This is a genomic window from Brachybacterium phenoliresistens (assembly GCF_039530785.1).
GTDB lineage: Bacteria > Actinomycetota > Actinomycetes > Actinomycetales > Dermabacteraceae > Brachybacterium > Brachybacterium phenoliresistens.
The window spans coordinates 1-5,379 of sequence record NZ_BAAAOW010000019.1 but is presented as its reverse complement, the minus strand read 5'-3'; the positions used below and the strand labels follow the sequence as shown (position 1 = coordinate 5,379).

The 5,379-nt window shown below is 56.2% G+C and carries 3 rRNA genes; all 3 read right to left on the bottom strand.

Annotated elements, in window-relative coordinates:
* Positions 1–26: 26 nt before the first annotated feature.
* The 3 genes from rrf to ABD234_RS19070 all read right to left on the bottom strand — a co-directional run bounded on the left by rrf (position 27) and on the right by ABD234_RS19070 (position 5,249).
* Positions 27–143: ribosomal RNA gene (gene rrf / locus ABD234_RS19080) — 5S ribosomal RNA — on the bottom strand.
* A gap of 123 nt (positions 144–266) precedes the next feature.
* Positions 267–3,328, bottom strand: a 23S ribosomal RNA gene (locus tag ABD234_RS19075).
* A 402-nt stretch (positions 3,329–3,730) separates the two neighbouring features.
* Positions 3,731–5,249, bottom strand: a 16S ribosomal RNA gene (locus ABD234_RS19070).
* The 16S, 23S and 5S rRNA genes sit together here, the layout of an rRNA operon.
* Positions 5,250–5,379: the final 130 nt, after the last annotated feature.

Below are 5,379 nucleotides of genomic sequence, written 5' to 3'. Positions count from 1 at the left end.
TGTCACCCGCTCCGTACTAGAAGAATGTCCGGCGGCGTCCTACTCTCCCACACCCTCCCGAGTGCAGTACCATCGGCGCTGAAGGGCTTAGCTACCGGGTTCGGAATGGAACCGGGCGTTTCCCCAACGCTATGACCGCCGTAACACGACGAGACTCTCCTGGACCCCAGAACACACACACCCCCGATCAGAGGGCCGAGTGTTCCAGGGGTTGCTCCCCGAGAACCACACAGTGGACGCGAACACGCTTCACAAGCAGATCGTGTGTTGTTAAGTCATCGACCATTAGTACCAGTCAGCTCCACGTGTTGCCACGCTTCCACATCTGGCCTATCAACCCAGTCATCTCCTGGGGGTCTCTCACACCACAAGGGTGTACGGATATCTCATCTTGAAGCAGGCTTCCCGCTTAGATGCTTTCAGCGGTTATCCCTTCCCGACGTAGCCAACCAGCCATGCTCTTGGCAGAACAACTGGCACACCAGAGGTCAGTCCATCCCGGTCCTCTCGTACTAGGGACAGGTCTTCTCAAATATCCAACGCGCGCAGCGGATAGGGACCGAACTGTCTCACGACGTTCTAAACCCAGCTCGCGTACCGCTTTAATAGGCGAACAGCCTAACCCTTGGGACCAACTCCAGCCCCAGGATGCGACGAGCCGACATCGAGGTGCCAAACCATGCCGTCGATATGAGCTCTTGGGCAAGATCAGCCTGTTATCCCCGGGGTACCTTTTATCCGTTGAGCGACACCCATTCCACAATGAGGTGCCGGATCACTAGTTCCTGCTTTCGCACCTGCCCGACATGTCTGTCTCGCAGTCAAGCTCCCTTGTGCACTTACACTCAACACCTGATTGCCAACCAGGCTGAGGGAACCTTTGAGCGCCTCCGTTACTCTTTAGGAGGCAACCGCCCCAGTTAAACTACCCATCAGGCACTGTCCCTGATCCGGATCACGGACCGAGGTTAGGAATCCAGAACGACCAGAGTGGTATTTCAACAACGACTCCACGTGAACTAGCGTCCACGCTTCCCAGTCTCCCACCTATCCTACACAAGCCGTCCCGAACACCAATACCAAACTGTAGTAAAGGTCCCGGGGTCTTTCCGTCCTGCTGCGCGTAACGAGCATCTTTACTCGTAATGCAATTTCGCCGAGTTCGCGGTTGAGACAGTGGAGAAGTCGTTACGCCATTCGTGCAGGTCGGAACTTACCCGACAAGGAATTTCGCTACCTTAGGATGGTTATAGTTACCACCGCCGTTTACTGGGGCTTAAATTCTCAGCTTCGCTCCGAAGAGCTGACCAGTCCTCTTAACCTTCCAGCACCGGGCAGGCGTCAGTCCGTATACAGCGTCTTACGACTTCGCACGGACCTGTGTTTTTAGTAAACAGTCGCTTCTCCCTGGTCTCTGCGGCCGTCCGGGCTCTCACCCATCGGGCCCCCCTTCTCCCGAAGTTACGGGGGCATTTTGCCGAGTTCCTTAACCACGATTCTCTCGAACGCCTTGGTATTCTCTACCTGATCACCTGAGTCGGTTTAGGGTACGGGCGACTCTATTCGTCACGCCGGAACTTTTCTCGGCAGTACAGGATCACTCACCTACGCCCATACGGGATCCCCATCACGTCTCACCCAATACGGCACCGCATTACCGGTGCTCGGGCTGCTCGCTTAGACGGACTATTCCATTAAGTCCGCGGAAGCTACCTCTCTGCGTCATCCCATGCGCTGACCTACTACGTCCTTGGTTCCCAGCCTCATCCACACCACCCACCCCGAAGGGAGGATGGCTGACTCGGGTGGTGAGCATCAGACGCCTCGGTATGGGTCCTCCTAGAATCGGTTCGGGAATATTTACCCGATGTCCATCGACTACGCCTGTCGGCCTCGCCTTAGGTCCCGACTAACCCAGGGCGGATTAACCTGGCCCTGGAACCCTTGATCAATCGGCGGACGGGTTTCTCACCCGTCTTTCGCTACTCATGCCTGCATTCTCACTCGTGCAGCCTCCACCACTGGGTTCCCCCGCGGCTTCGCTGGCTGCACGACGCTCCCCTACCCACCCCACACAAAGTGGAGTGACACAGCTTCGGCGGTGTACTTGAGCCCCGCTACATTGTCGGCGCAGAATCACTTGACCAGTGAGCTATTACGCACTCTTTCAAGGGTGGCTGCTTCTAAGCCAACCTCCTGGTTGTCTCAGCAACTCCACATCCTTTTCCACTTAGCACACGCTTAGGGGCCTTAGCTGATGTTCTGGGCTGTTTCCCTCTCGACTATGAAGCTTATCCCCCACAGTCTCACTGCTGCGCTCTCACGTACCGGCATTCGGAGTTTGGCTAAGGTCAGTAACCCGGTAAGGCCCATCGCCTATCCAGTGCTCTACCTCCGGCACGAAACACGCAACGCTGCACCTAAATGCATTTCGGGGAGAACCAGCTATCACGAAGTTTGATTGGCCTTTCACCCCTATCCACAGGTCATCCCCTCCATTTTCAACTGAAGTGGGTTCGCGCCTCCACGCGGTCTTACCCGCGCTTCACACTGCCCATGGATAGATCACTTCGCTTCGGGTCTAGAGCCGGCGACTGAACGCCCCGTTCAGACTCGCTTTCGCTACGGCTACCCCACACGGGTTAACCTCGCCACCGACCACTAACTCGCAGGCTCATTCTTCAAAAGGCACGCCGTCACCCCGTAAGGCTCCGACGGATTGTAAGCACACGGTTTCAGGTACTATTTCACTCCCCTCCCGGGGTACTTTTCACCTTTCCCTCACGGTACTTGTCCGCTATCGGTCACAAGGAAGTATTCAGGCTTACCAGGTGGTCCTGGCAGATTCACACCGGATTTCACGGGCCCGGTGCTACTCGGGAACAGCGTCACGCTGCATGACAGTTTCGTCTACGGGGGTAACACCCTCTACGCCGTCGCACTCACCACGACTTCGACTACCATCACACGACACGTCACAGGGCCGGCAGACCCCATCGACACGTCCCACAACCCCCAACCTGCAACCCCTGCCGGGTATCACACAGACCAGGTTTAGCCTCTTCCGCTTTCGCTCGCCACTACTCACGGAATCACTGTTGTTTTCTCTTCCTGCGGGTACTGAGATGTTTCACTTCCCCGCGTTCCCTCCACACCACCTATACATTCAGTGGCGGGTACCGGGACTTGACTCCCGGTGGGTTTCCCCATTCGGACATCCTCGGATCACAGGTCGGTTGTCACCTCCCCGAGGCTTATCGCAGACTCCTACGTCCTTCTTCGGCTCCTTGTGCCCAGGCATTCACCGTGTGCTCTTTAAAACTTAGCAACACAAAGACACTAATTGCTTACAAAGATGCTCGCGTCCACTATGCAGTTCTCAAGAAACAACCCCACACCACACACACCAGACAACCGTCCAGTCATGCGCAGGGAGGACCAGCCACACACCCACAACCCCCACCCCCGAGCATCCCGCCCCGCCCCGAAGGACGAACCAGAACCCCAGAAGAGAAGAGGTCACAGGCCGCGTGCAGCCTCAAAACCCAATAGTGTGTCTCCACCTGACACCGAAACCAGCACCCGCAGACAGCTTTCCTACCCCAAGGGGGTGTACTCGCAGCGAGACCAGCACGGCCAAGCGCCCATCCGTTGATGTTCCACCCATGAGCAACCACCCTCACCACACGTGGGCAAGCAGATGGCCACCATACTTGGTGATGCTCCTTAGAAAGGAGGTGATCCAGCCGCACCTTCCGGTACGGCTACCTTGTTACGACTTAGTCCCAATCACCGATCCCACCTTCGACAGCTCCCTCACGAGGATGGGCCACTGGCTTCGGGTGTTACCGACTTTCGTGACTTGACGGGCGGTGTGTACAAGGCCCGGGAACGTATTCACCGCAGCATTGCTGATCTGCGATTACTAGCGACTCCGACTTCATGGGGTCGAGTTGCAGACCCCAATCCGAACTGAGACCGGCTTTTTGGGATTCGCTCCACCTCACAGTTTCGCAACCCTTTGTACCGGCCATTGTAGCATGCGTGAAGCCCAAGACATAAGGGGCATGATGATTTGACGTCGTCCCCACCTTCCTCCGAGTTGACCCCGGCAGTCTCCTATGAGTCCCCGCCATAACGCGCTGGCAACATAGAACGAGGGTTGCGCTCGTTGCGGGACTTAACCCAACATCTCACGACACGAGCTGACGACAACCATGCACCACCTGTGCACCAGTCCAAAGAAAGCCACATCTCTGCAGCTGTCCGGTGCATGTCAAGCCTTGGTAAGGTTCTTCGCGTTGCATCGAATTAATCCGCATGCTCCGCCGCTTGTGCGGGCCCCCGTCAATTCCTTTGAGTTTTAGCCTTGCGGCCGTACTCCCCAGGCGGGGCACTTAATGCGTTAGCTACGGCGCAGACAACGTGGAATGTCGCCCACACCTAGTGCCCAACGTTTACGGCATGGACTACCAGGGTATCTAATCCTGTTCGCTCCCCATGCTTTCGCTTCTCAGTGTCAGTAATGGCCCAGAGACCTGCCTTCGCCATCGGTGTTCTTCCTGATATCTGCGCATTTCACCGCTACACCAGGAGTTCCAGTCTCCCCTACCACACTCTAGCCTGCCCGTACCCACCGCACGTCCAGAGTTAAGCCCTGGATTTTCACGGCAGACGCGACAAGCCACCTACAAGCTCTTTACGCCCAATAATTCCGGACAACGCTTGCGCCCTACGTATTACCGCGGCTGCTGGCACGTAGTTAGCCGGCGCTTCTTCTGCAGGTACCGTCACTTTCGCTTCTTCCCTACTGAAAGAGGTTTACAACCCGAAGGCCGTCATCCCTCACGCGGCGTCGCTGCATCAGGCTTTCGCCCATTGTGCAATATTCCCCACTGCTGCCTCCCGTAGGAGTCTGGGCCGTGTCTCAGTCCCAGTGTGGCCGGTCGCCCTCTCAGGCCGGCTACCCGTCATCGTCTTGGTGAGCCATTACCTCACCAACAAACTGATAGGCCGCGAGTCCATCCTTCACCGAAAAACTTTCCAGCATCCACCATGCGGTGGGCACTCGTATCCGGTATTAGCCCCGATTTCCCGAGGTTATCCCAGAGTGAAGGGCAGGTTACTCACGTGTTACTCACCCGTTCGCCACTAATCCAGCCGTGCAAGCACGGCCTTCATCGTTCGACTTGCATGTGTTAAGCACGCCGCCAGCGTTCGTCCTGAGCCAGGATCAAACTCTCCATAAAAAATGAAAACAATCCTAGCAATTTCAAACGACTAGCAAATTTAATCTGCTACATCATCCGTCAACTGCCAAACAAAACATTTGGCATCAACAAACAGACACACTATTGAGATTTCAAACAACACGCGCAC